Genomic DNA, 15459 nt, shown 5'->3' with positions numbered 1-15459 from the left:
TGGTCCTTGGGCGCAGGTCATTCGTGCGAGGCGAGAAAAGGTTTGAGGTCCTGAGCCAAGCCGAGAGCTGATCATTCAGCGAACGGCGGGCAGGCCGCACTGTGCGGATAGAGTAAGCTCCAACATCAAAGGGTTTCGCGACTGCAGAGAATGACCGAAATGATGGGCCGCATCGCAGCATTTCAGTATGACGACGAAGCACGGGGCGTCCAAGGTGCTGAAGCAATGCACCCTGCCGCTGACGGCAAGGGCGTGGTGGACCGGATCATCACCAACCTCGGCGTGCTCGACGTGGCGCACAAGGGGCTCCAGATCGTCGAGACCGCGCCGGGCGTCAGCCACGATGACCTGCGCGCCGCGACGGAAGCCACCATTGTCTGAGATCACGAGGGAGACAACGGGATCGAAGGGGACTGGCACATGTCCGGTTCCTTTGGATCATGAGAGCCCCAATGATGTTTGATCTTGTTCAGCCTTGAGTGAGGGCTCCGATCGGCGTCCTTCCATGAATACGCTATGGGTTTCGAACGCGGTGAATGACCGCTATTCCCGCTCCAGAAATCATTCTGCCAACGCAGCGAATGGCAGCTCCCCGCCCTATTTCGTCATGCCGTGGCCCCTCCTGCACGAACGCAACCGATCGTTGTACGTCCGGCCTGTGGCGAAGACGCGCAGCTTGCCGCTCCGGCAACCTTGCGCGAATGGGCAGTAGCAACAGGCCCTCATGGGCAATGGGCGAAAATGGACGGGGCAACGGAAAAGGCAGACCTGCTCTCGCCGTTGCCATTGCCACTCAGCGCATTCAGGGCGTGGGCAGCGTCGTTGAGCAAGGCTTCCGTCTAAGCCTTTGAAGAATATTTAAGATTCCTTGTGGCGCACAGAAAAATTCGCGAATCCTTATGCGCGCCGCGAAAAGATATGCGCGTCCCTACAATGCTTCAGAAATCGAGGTTCTCGACGCTCAGGGCGTTCTGCTGGATGAATTCCCGGCGCGGCTCGACGACATCGCCCATCAGCTTGGTGAAGATGTCGTCCGCCTCGGCGAGGTCGTCGATCTTCACCTGCAGGAGCGTCCTGGCCTCGGGGTCCAGCGTCGTTTCCCAAAGCTGGTCGGGGTTCATCTCGCCAAGGCCCTTGTAGCGCTGCATCTGCTGGCCCTTCGCGCCCTCGTCGAGGATCGCCTGCAGAAGTTCGGTGGGGCCGTGGATCAACTGCTCGCGGTCCTTGCGCGCAAGCCGGGCGGGATCGCGGTAGACCTCGCGCGTCTGCTTGCTCACCTCGGAAAGCTTGCGGGCCTCGCCCGAGCGCAGAACCGCGCCGTCGAGCGTTCGGATCTCCTCGACGCCGCGCAGGACGCGGGACAGGCGGATGCCGTGGTCCTGCGTGACGCGCCCCGTCCAGCCGCGTTCGTATTCCACGGCGACGAGGTCCAGGCGCTGCGCCACGTCCTCGGCCACGCCCTGAAGGTTGGCGTCCGCCGCGCCGGGATCGAAGGCGCCCGCGATGGCGGCCTGTTCGATGATGCGCCGGGGGTAATGCGTGGGGAACGCCTCGAGGATGCGCTTGAAGTGGCGCGCGCCTTCGACCACGCGGGCAAGGTCCTGCCCCGCGATCTCCTCGCCGTTCGTCAGGCGCAGCACCGCGCCCTCGATCCCCTGTGCGATCAGGTAATCCTCGAAGGCGTGCGTGTCCTTCAGGTAGACCTCGGAGCGCCCGCGCGTCACCTTGTAGAGCGGCGGTTGCGCGATATAGAGATACCCGCCCTCGATGATCTCGGGCATCTGGCGGAAGAAGAACGTCAGAAGCAGCGTCCGGATGTGCGCGCCGTCCACGTCGGCGTCCGTCATGATGACGATCTTGTGGTAGCGCAGCTTCTTGATGTCGAACTCGTCGCGCCCGATGCCGGTGCCGAGCGCGGTGATCAGCGTTCCGATTTCCTGGCTGGACAGCATCCGGTCGAAGCGCGCGCGCTCGACGTTCAGGATCTTGCCCTTGAGCGGCAGGACGGCCTGGTTCTGACGCGACCGGCCCTGCTTGGCCGAGCCGCCGGCGCTGTCGCCCTCCACCAGGAACAGCTCGGACTTGGCCGGGTCCTTCTCCTGGCAATCGGCGAGCTTGCCGGGAAGCGAGGCCACGTCCATCGCGGTCTTGCGCCGGGTCAGTTCGCGGGCCTTGCGCGCCGCCTCGCGGGCGAGTGCGGCCTCGATGATCTTGCCGACGATCATCCGCGCCTCGGCCGGATGTTCCTCGAACCATTCGCCGAGCTTCTCGTTCACGAGGCCCTCGACGGCGGGGCGCACCTCGGAGGAGACGAGCTTGTCCTTCGTCTGCGAGCTGAACTTGGGGTCCGGCACCTTGACCGACAGGACGCAGGTCAGCCCCTCGCGCGCGTCATCGCCCGAGAACGTCACCTTCTCGCGCTTCGCGATCCCCGAGGAATTGGCATAGAGGTTGATCGTCCGCGTCAGCGCCCCGCGGAAGCCGGCCATGTGCGTGCCGCCGTCGCGCTGCGGGATGTTGTTGGTGAAGGGCAGCACCGTCTCGTGGTAGCTGTCGTTCCACCACATCGCGACCTCGACGCCGACGCCGTCGCGCTCGCCCTCGATGTAGATCGGATCTGGGATCATCGGGCTTTTCGAGCGGTCGAGATATTTCACGAACTCGCGCACGCCGCCCTCGTATTCCAGCTCGACGCGGACCGGTTCGGCGTGGCGCAGATCCTCCAGCACGATCTTCACGCCCGAGTTCAGGAAGGCGAGTTCGCGCAGCCGGTTCTCCAGCGTCTTTAACGAGTAGTCGAGGTTCGAGAACGTGGCGGTGGACGCGAGGAAACGGACCTCGGTGCCGGTGCGCCCGCCCGCGTCGCCCACGACTTCCAGCGGTGTGACGGTGAATCCGCCCTCGAAGCGCGCGTAGTGTTCCTTGCCGTCGCGCCAGATGCGCAGCTCCAGCCAGTCGGACAGGGCGTTGACGACCGAGACGCCGACGCCGTGCAGGCCGCCCGACACCTTGTAGGAATTCTGGTCGAACTTACCGCCGGCGTGCAGCTGGGTCATGATGACCTCGGCCGCGGAGACGCCCTCTTCCTCGTGGATGCCCACGGGGATCCCGCGGCCGTTGTCGCTGACCGAGACGCTGTCGTCGGGGTGCAGGGTCACCGTCACGGCGTCCGCGTGGCCGGCGAGCGCCTCGTCGATCCCGTTGTCCACGACCTCGTAGACCATGTGGTGCAGGCCCGAGCCGTCGTCGGTGTCGCCGATATACATGCCCGGACGCTTCCGGACAGCTTCCAGTCCCTTGAGAACCTTGATGGAATCGGCGCCGTATTCGTTGGGCGCGGGGGCGTTTTCTGCCATGTGGTGCTCTGCCTTTTTCGCTGCCGGATTTATACCGGCCGGGCGGATGATTGTCACGCCTTCCGACCCAATATTTAGGGGCTCGAGGCCGCGATCACCACAGCCACGAGGATCAGAAGCCCTCCGGCGACGCGATTGATCCGCGCCAGCCGCTCGGGCGACGAGAACCGCCGCCTCGCGCTGTCCACGATCCATGCGAAACCAGTGTTGCCCACGAGGGGAACGCACATCGACACGGCCGCGATGATGGCGATGTCGGTGGCGGTGATGGCGGTCAGGTCGAAGAAGCCCGGCAGCATCCCCATGTAGAACAGGATCGCCTTGGGATTGGCGAGGATCGCGGCGACGCCAGCGAGAAACCCGGCCATCGCGCCGGGCCGTGTCAGCGCGCTGTCGGCGGAGATCGCCTTGTGCGCGTTGCGGATCAGCAGCCAGCCCATCAGCGCGAACACCGCCACCGCGACCCAGCGCAACGCCTCCATCACCCAGTCGTAGCTGCCGACGATCCACGCGAGGCCGAGAACCGCCGTCAGCGACCACAGCGCGTCCCCCAGCGCGACGCCCAGGATCAGCGGGATCGCCGCGACCCAGCCATGCGCCAGCGCCCGCGCAGCCGTGGCCAGCCACACGGGCCCCGGCGTGAGGAACAGCACGAAAAGCGCCCCGGCATAGAGAGCGATCTGGGGCACGGTCAGTGTCATGGCGTGTCCGGTATCGTGGTGCGACCCGTCTCGTCCAGCGGCCAGAGCGGATTGTGCGCCAGTTCCCAGACATGGCCGTCGGGGTCCGCGAAATAGCCCGAATAGCCGCCCCAGAGCGTCGGCTCGGGCGGCTTCAGCGCCTTGGCGCCCGCATCGAGCGCACGAACCCACGCCGCGTCTACATCCGCCGTTCCGTGGAAGTTCTGCGCGAAGGTTGCAGCGCCGGTTCCAAGCGCCGCGCCCGGCCGGCCCTGGTCGGCGGCAAGTTCGTCGCGCCCGAAGAGCCCCATGACCATGCCGTCCATCTGGTAGAACACGACCCCGTCCACCGCCTTCGTCTCCTGCCAGCCGAGGGCGGCGTAGAAGGCGCGCGATCGTGCGAGATCGGCCACGCCGAGCGTGACGAGGGTGATGCGGTTGATCGGAAGATCCGTCATGGCGCGTGCTCCTGCAGCCGGACGACGCTTTGGCCGTCCTCCTCGGTGATCGCCACATGCTGCGCCCGGTCCCCAAGCTCGGCGAACAGTTCGTGCCCGGTACCGGTCATCCAGGCCTGCGCCTCCAGCGCGCAGATCTCGTCGAAAAGCGCGGCACGGCGTCCGGCGTCCAGATGGGCCGCGACCTCGTCCAGCAGGACCAGCGGCGCGGCGCCGGTCTCGGCCTTCAGACCGCGCGCGTTCGCCAGGACCAGAGAGATCAGAAGCGCCTTCTGCTCGCCGGTGGAGCATTGCCGCGCGGGCACGCCCTTGTCGACGTAGATCGCACCGAGATCGGCGCGATGCGGGCCCACGAGGGTGCGGCCCGCCGCCATGTCGCGGCCGCGGTTCTCGGCCAGAAGCTCGGTCAGGCCCTCGGCATCCGCGGGCCCGGCCTCGCCTTCCAGTGACAGGAGCGCCGCGGGAAAGGCCGTCGCCGCCCCGTCCTGCGCCGCCGACAGGCGTTCCAGCGCGGCATGGCGATTGGCCGTGATCGCCGCCCCGGCCTCGGCCATGCGGCCCTCGAGCGCGCGATACCAGTGCGGATCGCGCGCCTCCTCCCGCAACAGGCGGTTGCGCTCGCGCATCGCCTTCTCGTAGGTCAGCACGTCCTCGGCATGGTCCGGCAGAAAGCTCATCACGGTCCGGTCGAGGAAGCGCCGCCGTCCGTCCGCACCTTCGATCCAGAGCCTGTCCTGCGCGGGAACCAGCCAGACGATGCGGATCAGGCGGGCGAGCGCCACCTGCGGCGCCGCCTTGCCGTCGATCCGCACGGTCCGCGCCATGTCCGGCTCGGCGGCAAGCTCGACCTCGTGTCCGAGGCCGGGGCCCGCAAGGTCCGCGCGGATCTTCCAGCCGATCGCCTCGGGGCGTCGGATGATCTCGTCCGCCGTCGCCCGCCGCAACCCGCGCCCCGGCGACAGCAGCGACACGGCCTCCATGAGGTTCGTCTTGCCCGCACCGTTCGGGCCGAACAGCGCGACAGGGCGCCCGTCGCACTCCAGCCGGGTGCGCCGGTGGCTGCGGAAATGCGACAGGGCGAGCGTGGCGACATGGGGCGTCATGGCCGCCCCGTCGTCTGGTTCGGAAGGAAGCGCGGCGTCACACCCGCATCGGCATCACGACGTAGATCGCGCTCAGGTCGTCGCCTTCGCGCATCAGCGTCGGTTCCGCGGACGAGGCGAACATGAACACGGCGTTCTCGCGGTCGACCTGGCTTGCGATCTCGAGGAGATACTTCGCGTTGAACCCGATCTCGAGCTTCTCGTCGCCGTAGGCCACGGCAAGTTCCTCTTCGGCGGCGCCTGCGTCGGGGGCGTTCACCGACAGGACCAGCCGGTCCTCGTCGAGCGCCATCTTCACCGCGCGGGACCGTTCCGAGGACACCGTCGCCACGCGGTCCACCGCCTTGGCGAAGTCGCTGGCGTCGACCTCCATCCGGCGGGTGTTGCCGGCGGGGATGACGCGCGAATAGTCGGGGAACGTGCCGTCGATGACCTTCGAGGTCAGCGTGATCTCGGGTGTGGCGAAGCGGATCTTCGTCTCGGATACCGACACGGCGATCTCGGCCTCGTCATTCTCGAGCAGCTTGCGCATCTCGCCCACTGTCTTGCGGGGCACGATGACGCCGGGCATCCCCGCCGCGCCGTCGGGCAGCGGCGCATCGATGCGGGCAAGGCGGTGGCCGTCCGTCGCCACGGCGCGCAGGACCGGGCCGTTCTCGCCCTCGGCGACATGGAAGTAGACGCCGTTGAGGTAATAGCGCGTCTCCTCGGTGGAGATGGCAAATTTCGACTTGTCGAAAAGCCTGCGCAGAAGGCCGGCGGGCGCCGAGAAGTTCGCGGAATATTCCGTCGCCGTCATCACCGGGAAGTCCTCCCGCGGGAGGGTGGCGAGCTGGAACGTGGATCGCCCGGCCTCGACCGTCAGACGGCCCGCGGCGCTGTCCTCGCTGATGCTGACCAGCGCGCCGTCGGGAAGCTTGCGTGCGATCTCGTGCAGCGTGACCGCCGAAACCGTGGTCGCGCCGGCGCGTTCGACCGTGGCAGGAATCTTGTCGACCACCTCGATGTCGAGGTCGGTGGCGCGGAAACTGGCGGTGTTCCCCTCGGCCTCGATCAGCACGTTGGCGAGAATGGGGATGGTGTTGCGGCGCTCCACAACGGACTGCGCCTGAGAGACGGCGCGCAGAAGTGCGGCGCGCTCGATCGAGAGTTTCATGCCCTGGCTCCGACAAGTCGCGGGGAGGCGAGACTAGCCTCTCCCCCCGCAAGCACAAGTGATTTTCCGGGAGTTTCCCAGTCTGCCTGTCCACGTCAATCCCTGATCGGGATGTCGCCCGGATGCAGGCGCGGTGCGGGTCATTTCTGCCTCGCGCCGCGCGGCCGGCTGCGGCCTCAGGCCTCCAGCGTGCGGCGCAGGATCTCGGCGTCCTCGGCGATCTGGCTGTCGACCTGCATCAACTCCTCGATCTTCCGCACGCCGTAGAGGATCGTGGTGTGATCGCGCCCGCCGAACTTGCGCCCGATCTCGGGAAGCGACCGCGTCGTGAGCTTCTTGCACAGGAACATCGCCACCTGCCTCGGCCGCGCGATGGCGCGCGACCGGTTCGAGCTCATCAGGTCGGCCTGGCGGATGTTGTAGTATTCGCAGGTCTTCTTGATGATCTCGTCCATCGTCACCTTCTTGTCGGTGGCGCGCAGGATGTCCGAAAGGCAATCCTGGACCATGTCCATGGTGATGTCCTTCTGGACGAGATCCGCGAAGGCGAAGAGGCGCGTCAGCGCGCCCTCGAGCACGCGGATGTTGGACGAGACCTTGCGCGCGATGAACTCCAGCACGCCGTCGGCGATGTGCACCTTGGGATTGCGGGCGCGCATCCGTTCGGCCTTGTGCTGCAGAACGCCGAGGCGAAGCTCGTAGTCGGTGGGGTGGATGTCCACGACGAGGCCGCACTGAAGCCGCGAGGCGATGCGGCCGTCAAGCTCGTCCATGTCCACAGGCGCGCGGTCGCCCGAGATGACGATCTGCTTGCCCATCTCGACCAGCGCGTTGAACGTGTGGAAGAATTCCTCCTGCGTGGAGGTCTTGCCGGCGATGAACTGCACGTCGTCGACCATCAGAACGTCCACCGAGCGGAACATCTGCTTGAAGCCGATGGTGTCCTGCTCGCGGAGCGCGCGCACGAAGCGGTACATGAACTGCTCGGCCGAGAGGTAGAGGATGTCGGCCTCCGGGAAGTTCGACCGAAGCTCCCACGCGATGGCGTGCATCAGGTGCGTCTTGCCGAGACCGACGCCGCCATAGAGGAACAGCGGATTGAAGGTCACGTCGCGCCCCTCGGCCACGCGCCGCGCGGCGGCATGGGCAAGCTCGTTCGGCTTGCCCACGACGAAATTCTCGAAAGTGAACTGCGGGTTGAGGTTCGCGCCGGGAACGTCGTCGGTCGAACGGGCGCGGAATGGCGGCAGGGTAGGCGCGGCATCGGGCAGGGCGCGGCGCGCGACCGGGGCCGCCACGGCGGCGGGTTCGAGTTCGCGGGCTTCGGCCATGGCAGGGACGGCGCGCGCGGGCTGGCTGTTGGCGTTTACGGCCTTCGCGGTCGGCGCACCCACGCGGAACTCCACCCTGTCGACGCCCACGCCGGCCGAGTTGAGGTGCCTGAGGATGACGTCACCGAAGTTCTGCGAGACCCACGAACCGAAGAACGTCGTCGGAACGTGGAACAGGGCCGTCCTTCCGTCCATGCGATCGAAGCTGATCGGGTCGATCCATGCGGAGAAGTTGTTCTTCCCGACGGCCTTCATCAGTTCCGAGCGTACCTGGCCCCACGTTTCGTTCGTCATTCCCGGTTCCTCTTTTCTTTTTCCCGGCCGCTGCCATCCGGCCATCATAACCCGATTCCCTGCATTGAACCTATGCAGGTGATTCAAAGCACTCTCTTACCTCGCACCCACCGGCGTCGCCGAAGCGTCAGCATCAGGATCGCCCGCAACGGACCCGGCACGAAGCGAACACGCGACAAGACGCGCCGGCAATGCCGACTCGCGGTCGCTTCGTACCGATTCCTCATGATCGTGGAGGCTGATGCTGCGAGCTTGTGACGGGAAAATTGCCCTCGCGCCGACAAGCCGGCCCGACCGCAACGTGTTCACCCCTTTTTCACCGGGCCGGCGTCGGGATGCGGAGGAAATTTCCACCACCGGCGGCGCCGATCCTGTCCATCCGGCTCCACCGTCATCCCGGGCAAGGCCCGTGCTCGCTCCATCCGCCCCCCAGGCGTCTGAATCGCTGTCCGAAGCTAGCGGGACTCGGATGCCCCCCGCAACACATCTTCGCGCTTGACTCAGCGCCATTCCGATTTCGAATCTCGGCGGTGTCCGAAGCGGCCAGAGTCAGCAGGAAAATTCCGGACGAAAAAAGGCGCTCACATGAGTGAGCGCCTTTAAAACAAGGATATGAATGGCCGCTTCAGGCGCCGAGCGATTTCACGCGGGCAGCCAGGCGGGACATCTTCCGCGATGCCGTGTTCTTGTGCATGACGCCCTTCGTCACCCCCCGCATCAGCTCGGGCTGAGCGGCCTGCAGGGCGCTGGCGGCGGCGGTCTGATCGCCCGAGGCGATGGCCTCTTCGACGCGGCGCAGATAGGTGCGGATACGCGAACGGCGCGCCTTGTTGACGGCGAGGCGGCGCTCGTTCTGACGGGCGCGTTTCTTGGCTTGGGGCGAATTCGCCATGGCGTGAGTCTCTCTCTTCAGGTCTTCGATACGTTCATGACGCGGGACAACCCGAAGCCCGGTTCGACGACCGGGACACTCCGGCCAGAGCGGGCCTCACGCGCATGTCTGGCGCGGCGCATAAGCGAATTCCGCGCGAAAGGGAAGCCCCGAACGCGATGCGCCGGGTGTGGGCGCCTATTTGTCCCTGAACTGGGGCTCGCGCTTTTCGAGGAAGGCGGACATGCCCTCGGACTGGTCCTCGGTGGCGAAGAGCGCGTGGAAAAGCCTCCGCTCGAACAGAAGCCCCTCGCGCAGCGGCGTCTCGTAGGCGCGGTTCACCGCCTCCTTCACCGCCATCACCGTCAGGGCCGACTTCTCGGCGATCTTGGCGGCGGCGCCCATCGCCTCCTCCATCAGCTTCTTGGCGGGCACCACGCGGCTCACGAGGCCCGCGCGCTCGGCCTCGTCGGCGTTCATGAAGCGTCCGGTCAGGTGCATGTCCATGGACTTCGACTTGCCGGCGAAGCGCGTCAGGCGCTGCGTGCCGCCGATGCCAGCGACCACGCCGAGGTTGATCTCGGGCTGCCCGAACTTCGCCGTGTCGGCCGCGATGATGAAGTCGCACATCATGGCAAGCTCGCATCCGCCGCCAAGCGCGTAGCCCGAGACGGCGGCGATGATGGGCTTGCGGACGCGCAGCATCTGCTCGACCTCGGCGCCGAAGAGGTCCGTGGTGAAGGCCTCGACGAAGGATTTGCCCGACATCTCCTTGATGTCCGCGCCCGCCGCGAAGGCCTTGTCCGACCCGGTCAGCACGATGCAGCGGACCTTGTCGTTCTCGTCGGCCGACGTCAGCGCCCGCGACAGCTCGCCAAGCATCTGCGTGTTGAGCGCGTTCATCGCGTCAGGGCGGTTCAGCCTGATGAGCGCGATATGATCTTCGATCTCGACGATCAGGGTTTCGTAGGCCATGCGTCGGGAACTCCGGCTGTTGGGCGCAGGGTATGCTCAGAAGCGCAGGGTTAGCATCGCACGCGGCGGGTTCAACCTATCTTTGACAGACCGGACAGTAGAAACTCGATCGTCCCGATTGCACCTTCCTGCGGATGACGCCGGGGCAGGCGGGCTTCAGGCAGGGCTCGTCCTCGCGGCCATAGACGCGGAAACTGTGCTGAAAATACCCGAGATCGCCATCGGTCTGCCGGTAATCGCGCAGCGACGATCCGCCGGCCTCGATCGCCTCGGACAGCACGTCGCGGATGTCGCCCACCAGCCGGGCGACACGCGGGCGGGCGATGCGACCGGCATGGCGCAGCGGCGAGATCCCGGACCGGTGCAGCGCCTCGCAGACGTAGATGTTCCCAAGGCCCGCGACGATGCGCTGGTCGAGAAGCGCGGCCTTCACCGGGGTCCTCCTGCCCTCGAAGCGCTCGGCGAGGCCGGCGTCGTTGAAGGCGTTTCCAAGCGGCTCGGGGCCGAGGCCGGCCAGCAGCCAGTGTTCCGCCGCCCGCTCGGTGGCGATCAGGTCTATCGCCCCGAAGCGCCTTGAGTCGTTGAACGTGACGCGCATCCCGGCATCGGTGTCGAGGACGACGTGGTCGTGTTTCTCGGGGGCGGGGTGATGATGGTGGAAGACCCCGGGCGCGGCGCGGTCCGCCATCCCCCCCGAGACGATCATCCGCCCCGACATTCCCAGATGCACGATCAGCGTTTCCCCGCTGGAAAGATCGGCGAGGATGTATTTCGACCGCCGCCCGAGGCGTTCGACCCGCACACCCGTCAGCCGTTCGGCCATGCGATCGGGGAACGGCCAGCGCAGGTCGGGCCGGTTCACCTGCGCCCGGACGATGACGGCGCCTTCCAGCACGGGCGCGAGGCCTCGGCGGACTGTCTCAACCTCTGGGAGTTCGGGCAACTCGGGCAATCCTTGCGGGTCGTGGAAGGGACCGGGATGGAACGCCGCGTTGCAGCCCCGGCGCGCGGTCCTATAACAAGGCGCGACACGAGCCGGAGCACAAGCCCCCGATGACCGATACGCCATCCGACAGCCAAGACGACGCGCCCCGGCCCGGCGCCGCCGAAAACGACGGCACCACGCACTTCGGGTTCCGCACCGTCGGAGAGGGCGAGAAGGCCAGCCTCGTCCACGGCGTCTTCAGCAACGTGGCCAGCCGCTACGACGTGATGAACGATGTCATGAGCGCCGGCATCCACCGCGTCTGGAAGGACGCGATGATGGACTGGCTCGCCCCCCGCAACGGCCAGCGCCTTCTCGACGTGGCGGGCGGGACCGGCGACATCGCCTTCCGCTTCCTCGACCGCGCCCCCGGGGCGAGCGCCACGGTGCTCGACCTGACCGAGTCGATGCTGCGCGAGGGCGAGCGTCGCTCGGAGGCCGCGCAGCTGGCCGACAAGCTCGACTGGGTCGTGGGCGACGCCATGGCGCTGCCCTTCGACGACAACACCTTCGACGTCTACACGATCAGCTTCGGGATCAGGAACGTCACCCGCATCCCCGACGCGCTGTCCGAGGCCTTTCGCGTGCTGCGTCCCGGCGGACGGATGATGGTGCTGGAATTCAGCCAGCTGACAAACGGCGGCCTCCAGAGGCTTTACGATCTCTATTCGTTCAACGTGATCCCCCGGATGGGCCAGCTCATCGCGAACGACCGCGACAGCTACCAGTATCTCGTGGAATCGATCCGCAAGTTCCCCGACCAGGAGACCTTCGCCACGATGATCCGCGATGCGGGATTCGAGCGGGTGGCCTACCGCAATCTCTCCTTCGGCATCGCCGCGCTGCATTCCGGCTGGAAGATCTGAGGTGAAGGGCCCCCACAACATCTGGCGCCTGATCCGCACCGGGGCGACGTTCGAGCGCACTGGCGCGATGAGCGCGGTTCTCGAGGCGCTGGAGGCTCCCAAGCCGGTGCGCGTCGCCGCCCGCATCCTTGGCTGGCCCTTCAAGTGGCTGGGGCTGCGCGGCGACGAGCGGGTGCCCCCGGTGCCGCGCGCGCTTACGGCGCTTGGCCCGGCCTACATCAAGTTCGGGCAGATCCTCTCGACCCGGCCCGACGTCGTCGGCGACCAGATGGCGCTTCAGCTTCAGGTGCTGCAGGACAAGCTGCCGCCGTTCTCAACGGCCGAGGCGCGCCGCGTCGTGGAGCACGAGATGGAGATGCCGCTCGAGGCGCTGTTCTCCGAATTCTCCGAACCGGTCGCCGCCGCGTCCATCGCGCAGGTCCACAAGGCCCGCCTGATCGAAAGCGGCCGGTCGGTGGCGGTGAAGATCCTGCGGCCCGGCATCGAGCGCGCCTTCCGCACGGACATCGACGCCTTCTACCTGATCGCCTGGTTCGTCGAGACGCTGTCGCCGGCGTCCCGCCGCCTGCGCCCGCGCGACGTGGTCGCGCATTTCGAGGGCGTGGTGATGCAGGAGCTCGACCTCAGGATCGAGGCGTCGGCGGCGGGCGAATTCGCCGCGAACACCAGGGACGACGCGGGTTTCGTCGTGCCGCCGGTCGAGTGGTTCATGTCCTCGCGGCGGATGATGACGCTGGCCTGGGCCGAGGGGATCCCCCTGTCCGACCTGTCGGCGATCGACGCGATGGGCCATGACCGCAAGGCGCTGGCCGCGCGCGTGCTGGAGATGTTCCTGCGCCACGCGCTGCGCGACGGCTTCTTCCACGCCGACATGCACCACGGGAACCTGAAGGTCGCGGGCAACGGCGACGTCGTGGCGCTGGATTTCGGGATCATGGGGCGCATCGACGAATACACGCGCCGCGTCTACGCCGAGATCCTGATGGGGTTCATCCGCAAGGACTACCGCCGCGTGGCCGAGGTCCATTTCGAAGCCGGCTACGTGCCCGCCGACCGCGATGTGGGCGAGTTCGCGCAGGCGCTCAGATCCGTGGGAGAGCCGATCTTCGGCATGGACGCGAGCCGGATCTCGATGGGACGGCTTCTGGCGTATCTGTTCGAGGTGACGGAACGCTTCGGCATGGAGACGCGGACCGAGCTCATCTTGCTGCAACGGACCATGGTGGTCGTGGAAGGCGTGGCCCGCTCGCTCGATTCCGAGATCAACATCTGGACCGTCTCGCGTCCCGTGGTCGAGGAATACATCAAGGAGAACATCGGCCCGAAGGCCCTTGTTCGGGACCTGTTCACGACGGCGCGCGTTCTGGCGCGCTTCGGACCGCGCCTGCCGCAGCTGGCCGAGGCGGCGCTTCTGGCGCAGGCCAATCCGCCGCGCAGGCCCGAACGCTCGCCGTGGCGCGAGCGGTTGGGGTATGCCGGCGTGGGCGCCGCCGTCGCCGCGGCCGCCGCGGCACTTCTCGTGCAATTCTAGACTTTCTCCGTAGGTGCCAGCCCGGGACGCCCTCGCCGCCCGAAAGACGCCACCGGTCGCGGGCCGCCGCGGTCCCCCCACATGAACGCGATGCGAGGCCTCTGCGCTGGGCGCAAGCGATCGCGAACCTGACACCCGGCGCGTGCGGGGGCGGGGGCCGGCCCGGGCCATCGCCGCCACGCCCGCCTCTGGGCCTTGCGGTGCGTGGAGGCCTTGGGGACCCTGGGCCTTGGGGATGAAAAAACCTTGTTCGCCGAACCCTCGATCTCCCGATCCATCGAGTGCCGGACCCTCGACCCCGATACCCAAGGGCGAAGTGTCCGGAGGTGAAGCAACCTCGAGCGCCGGACCCGAGTGGCGCCGGGCATGAGGGCCGAAGGCAGCTCGATCGCCCGCCCCCCGAGCGCCCGACCCCTGTTCGCCCGACCCGGGAGCGCGAAATCGATTCCCGGACCATTGGCGCAGGACCCGTAGGCGGCGGACGTCGGGCCGGCAGGGCTGGGGGCATCGGCCAGCCGCACGGCATGGGCTGGCGCGCAAACGTCTGCCGACATCGAACCTCTTCGCCGGAGTTCCACCGAGGGTCTGTCTGGCCCGCGCCAGCGCCGCCGGTGCGTTCCCCACCATGCCTGGCGATACGTGGAGGCCTATACCGCAGGCGGGGCTGGCGTCGGGCCCGAGTGCCGAAGGACCCTCGATTGGCTCACCCGGGTTACCAGACCTTCGGTGGTCTGACGGATCGGTCTTGGAGCCGGTGGGCGCCGCACCCATGGGCGCAGGACCTCGGGCCGACCGCGTTGCGGGCACCGGACCGCCGTCCCGCGCTGGCCATCGTGCGAAGCGGTCGCCCGCCCCGGGCGTCGAGACCGGGTCCCCGCCTCGGGTTTGTCCGGCCTGCGCCATCGCCGCCCGTGCGCCCGTGCGATCGCCTGCGGGCTTGGCGATACGCCGGGACCTTGACCGCCGAGCTCGGGGACTTCGGACAAGAGGGCCGACAGCACCTCCACGGCGGACCCCTCGATCGCCCGAACCATGTAGGGCCGGACCCTCGATCCCTTGACCCATGGGCGCAGGACCTGGGGCCGACCGCGTTGCGGGCACCGGACCGCCGTCCCGCGTTGGCCATCGTGCGAAGCGGTCGCCCGCCCCGGGCATCGAGACCGGGTCTCCGCCTCGGGTTTGGTCTCAGCCGCCGCGTTTCAGGCCCGTTACAGCATCGGCCGGGATGCTCACGCCGCCCTGCATCGTAAGGTGGACACGCCCGTCCGACAGGCGCGCCTCCTCGACCGTGGCGGTGACGGTGGCCGCGCGCGTCTCGACGAGATCCTCGCCCGACCAGTTCTCGACCGCGAGCGTGTAGGTGCCCGGCGGAAGCCTGCGCCCCTGCAGGTCCTCGCCCGTCCATAGGAACGGCGCATCCGACAGCGGCACGGGGATCCTCTGGACGACGTTCGCAGATGCGTCCGTGACCACCAGTTCCGTGCGGTCGGCCCGGTCGGCGGGGTCAGCACGGATACGGACCGGCGCGCCCGAGAAGGCGACCGGCATCTCGGCCATCGCCTCCATCCCGATCCAGCCCCCCAGCTCCCCCAGGCCGAGTGTCCCGAAGCCGCTGGACAGCGTCTCGAGCAATTCGTTGGTGCGCACTTGCTGCTCCACGCCCGAGAAGGTGGCAAGCTGCGTGGCGTACTCGGTCGATTCCATCGGATTGAGCGGATCCTGGTTCTTGAGCTGCGTGGTGAGCAGCTGGAGAAAGGTCTGGAAGTCGGCCGTGATGACACTTTGGGCCGATGCGGCCTGCGCGTTTCTGCCGGATGTGGCGCCGGGCGACGCCGGATAGATTTCCATCGCGA

12 protein-coding genes and 1 pseudogene are annotated in these 15459 nt (G+C 67.3%); 3 read left to right on the top strand and 10 right to left on the bottom strand.

Features of this window, described 5'->3' with window-relative positions:
* Positions 1-190 precede the first annotated feature (190 nt).
* Positions 191-381: pseudogene (locus P6F26_RS12470) on the top strand (succinyl-CoA--3-ketoacid-CoA transferase); the annotation flags it as partial.
* A 557-nt stretch (positions 382-938) separates the two neighbouring features.
* Here the strand turns inward: P6F26_RS12470 and gyrB are convergent.
* From gyrB to mutM, 9 genes are all read right to left on the bottom strand, one after another.
* Positions 939-3356 (bottom strand): DNA topoisomerase (ATP-hydrolyzing) subunit B, encoded by a 2418-nt coding sequence (gene gyrB, locus P6F26_RS12465; protein ID WP_278029022.1) that lies wholly within the window; start codon positions 3354-3356, stop codon positions 939-941.
* A 74-nt stretch (positions 3357-3430) separates the two neighbouring features.
* Entirely contained in the window at positions 3431-4057 is a 627-nt protein-coding gene (locus P6F26_RS12460) for a LysE family translocator (protein ID WP_278029021.1), read from the bottom strand.
* On the bottom strand, positions 4054-4494 hold the full coding sequence (locus P6F26_RS12455; protein WP_278029020.1) for a VOC family protein: 441 nt from the start codon (positions 4492-4494) through the stop codon (positions 4054-4056). The genes P6F26_RS12460 and P6F26_RS12455 overlap by 4 nt, the downstream gene beginning before the upstream one ends.
* Entirely contained in the window at positions 4491-5597 is a 1107-nt protein-coding gene (gene recF, locus P6F26_RS12450; protein WP_278029019.1) for a DNA replication/repair protein RecF, read from the bottom strand. Before recF ends, P6F26_RS12455 begins: the two co-directional genes overlap by 4 nt.
* A gap of 37 nt (positions 5598-5634) precedes the next feature.
* Positions 5635-6753: a DNA polymerase III subunit beta gene (dnaN, locus tag P6F26_RS12445; protein ID WP_278029018.1), complete on the bottom strand. Its 1119-nt coding sequence runs from the start codon at positions 6751-6753 to the stop codon at positions 5635-5637.
* Positions 6754-6929: 176 nt separating this feature from the next.
* Complete coding sequence (gene dnaA / locus P6F26_RS12440; protein WP_278029017.1) at positions 6930-8378, bottom strand: chromosomal replication initiator protein DnaA; 1449 nt, start codon at positions 8376-8378, stop codon at positions 6930-6932.
* Between the two features lie 625 nt (positions 8379-9003).
* On the bottom strand, positions 9004-9270 hold the full coding sequence (gene rpsT / locus P6F26_RS12435; RefSeq protein ID WP_278029016.1) for a 30S ribosomal protein S20: 267 nt from the start codon (positions 9268-9270) through the stop codon (positions 9004-9006).
* A gap of 177 nt (positions 9271-9447) precedes the next feature.
* The gene (locus P6F26_RS12430) at positions 9448-10224 is read right to left on the bottom strand and encodes an enoyl-CoA hydratase (protein ID WP_278029015.1); all 777 of its coding nucleotides are present in this window, start codon (positions 10222-10224) and stop codon (positions 9448-9450) included.
* Between the two features lie 76 nt (positions 10225-10300).
* Complete coding sequence (gene mutM / locus P6F26_RS12425) at positions 10301-11167, bottom strand: bifunctional DNA-formamidopyrimidine glycosylase/DNA-(apurinic or apyrimidinic site) lyase (RefSeq protein WP_278029014.1); 867 nt, start codon at positions 11165-11167, stop codon at positions 10301-10303.
* 110 nt (positions 11168-11277) lie between these two features.
* Here mutM and ubiE point away from each other — a divergent pair, with 110 nt between their 5' ends.
* Both ubiE and ubiB read left to right on the top strand, forming a co-directional pair.
* Entirely contained in the window at positions 11278-12075 is a 798-nt protein-coding gene (gene ubiE / locus P6F26_RS12420; RefSeq protein WP_278029013.1) for a bifunctional demethylmenaquinone methyltransferase/2-methoxy-6-polyprenyl-1,4-benzoquinol methylase UbiE, read from the top strand.
* 1 nt (position 12076) lies between these two features.
* Complete coding sequence (gene ubiB / locus P6F26_RS12415; RefSeq protein WP_278029012.1) at positions 12077-13606, top strand: 2-polyprenylphenol 6-hydroxylase; 1530 nt, start codon at positions 12077-12079, stop codon at positions 13604-13606.
* Positions 13607-14791: 1185 nt separating this feature from the next.
* Here ubiB and P6F26_RS12410 read toward each other — a convergent pair.
* Positions 14792-15454 carry a flagellar hook capping FlgD N-terminal domain-containing protein gene (locus tag P6F26_RS12410; protein WP_278029011.1) on the bottom strand — a complete coding sequence of 221 codons (663 nt, stop codon included), beginning with the start codon at positions 15452-15454 and terminating at the stop codon, positions 14792-14794.
* Positions 15455-15459: the final 5 nt, after the last annotated feature.

The sequence above is a fragment of the Roseicyclus salinarum genome, assembly GCF_029624655.1.
Classification (GTDB): Bacteria; Pseudomonadota; Alphaproteobacteria; order Rhodobacterales; family Rhodobacteraceae; genus Roseibacterium; species Roseibacterium salinarum.
Note: the sequence above shows the minus strand (reverse complement) of the source record. Positions and strands in the feature narration are given on the sequence as shown.

What these genes read in the sequence shown, in the direction of transcription:
- gyrB (WP_278029022.1), bottom strand. Translation starts at nt 3,356, where the DNA reads ATGGCAGAAAACGCCCCCGCGCCCAACGAATACGGCGCCGATTCCATC.
- P6F26_RS12460 (WP_278029021.1), bottom strand. Translation starts at nt 4,057, where the DNA reads ATGACACTGACCGTGCCCCAGATCGCTCTCTATGCCGGGGCGCTTTTC.
- P6F26_RS12455 (WP_278029020.1), bottom strand. Translation starts at nt 4,494, where the DNA reads ATGACGGATCTTCCGATCAACCGCATCACCCTCGTCACGCTCGGCGTG.
- recF (WP_278029019.1), bottom strand. Translation starts at nt 5,597, where the DNA reads ATGACGCCCCATGTCGCCACGCTCGCCCTGTCGCATTTCCGCAGCCAC.
- dnaN (WP_278029018.1), bottom strand. Translation starts at nt 6,753, where the DNA reads ATGAAACTCTCGATCGAGCGCGCCGCACTTCTGCGCGCCGTCTCTCAG.
- dnaA (WP_278029017.1), bottom strand. Translation starts at nt 8,378, where the DNA reads ATGACGAACGAAACGTGGGGCCAGGTACGCTCGGAACTGATGAAGGCC.
- rpsT (WP_278029016.1), bottom strand. Translation starts at nt 9,270, where the DNA reads ATGGCGAATTCGCCCCAAGCCAAGAAACGCGCCCGTCAGAACGAGCGC.
- P6F26_RS12430 (WP_278029015.1), bottom strand. Translation starts at nt 10,224, where the DNA reads ATGGCCTACGAAACCCTGATCGTCGAGATCGAAGATCATATCGCGCTC.
- ubiE (WP_278029013.1), top strand. Translation starts at nt 11,278, where the DNA reads ATGACCGATACGCCATCCGACAGCCAAGACGACGCGCCCCGGCCCGGC.
- P6F26_RS12410 (WP_278029011.1), bottom strand. Translation starts at nt 15,454, where the DNA reads ATGGAAATCTATCCGGCGTCGCCCGGCGCCACATCCGGCAGAAACGCG.